This is a genomic window from Streptomyces tricolor (assembly GCF_002155905.1).
Classification (GTDB): Bacteria; Actinomycetota; Actinomycetes; order Streptomycetales; family Streptomycetaceae; genus Streptomyces; species Streptomyces tricolor.
This window is the reverse complement of sequence record NZ_MUMF01000989.1, coordinates 1-526: the sequence shown is the minus strand read 5'-3', so window position 1 is coordinate 526 and position 526 is coordinate 1. Positions and strand designations below refer to the sequence as shown.

At 70.5% G+C, this 526-nt stretch carries 1 protein-coding gene; it reads right to left on the bottom strand.

The window, feature by feature from the left end:
- On the bottom strand, positions 1–526 hold a 526-nt coding region (ku, locus tag CCN44_RS42170; protein ID WP_331478632.1), incomplete at both ends, for a non-homologous end joining protein Ku.

Below are 526 nucleotides of genomic sequence, written 5' to 3'. Positions count from 1 at the left end.
CCTCCTCCAGCGCCTCCCGGTACTCGTCGTGCAGGTCCGCCAGGTCGACCTCGCCGAGGGTGTCCATCAGGGCGTCGGCCAGGTCGAGTTCCTTGTCGCGGATGGTGACGGCGGTGTCGGGGGCGACGCCCTCGGGGGCCCGGACCTCGTCCGGCCAGAGCAGTCCGTGCATGGCGATGGCGTCGCCGACGACCCGCAGCATGCCGAGCCGTTCCCGGCCGCGCAGCGCGTACTTGGCGATGGCGACCTTGTTGCTGCGCTTCAACGCCTCACGGAGCAGGGTGTACGGCTTGGCCGCCGGGGCCCCGCTGGCCGCGAGGTAGTACGCCGCGCCCATCTGGAGGGGGTCGATCCGGTCGGCCGGCACGAAGGCCACGATCTCGATGGTGCGGGCGGTGGGGATGGGCAGGTGGGACAGGTCCTCGTCGGTGATCGGGATGATCGAACCGTCGGCGTCCTCGTACCCCTTGCCGATCTCAGCCTGACTGACCTCGCGGTCCTCCAGTTCGCACACCTTGCGGTAGCG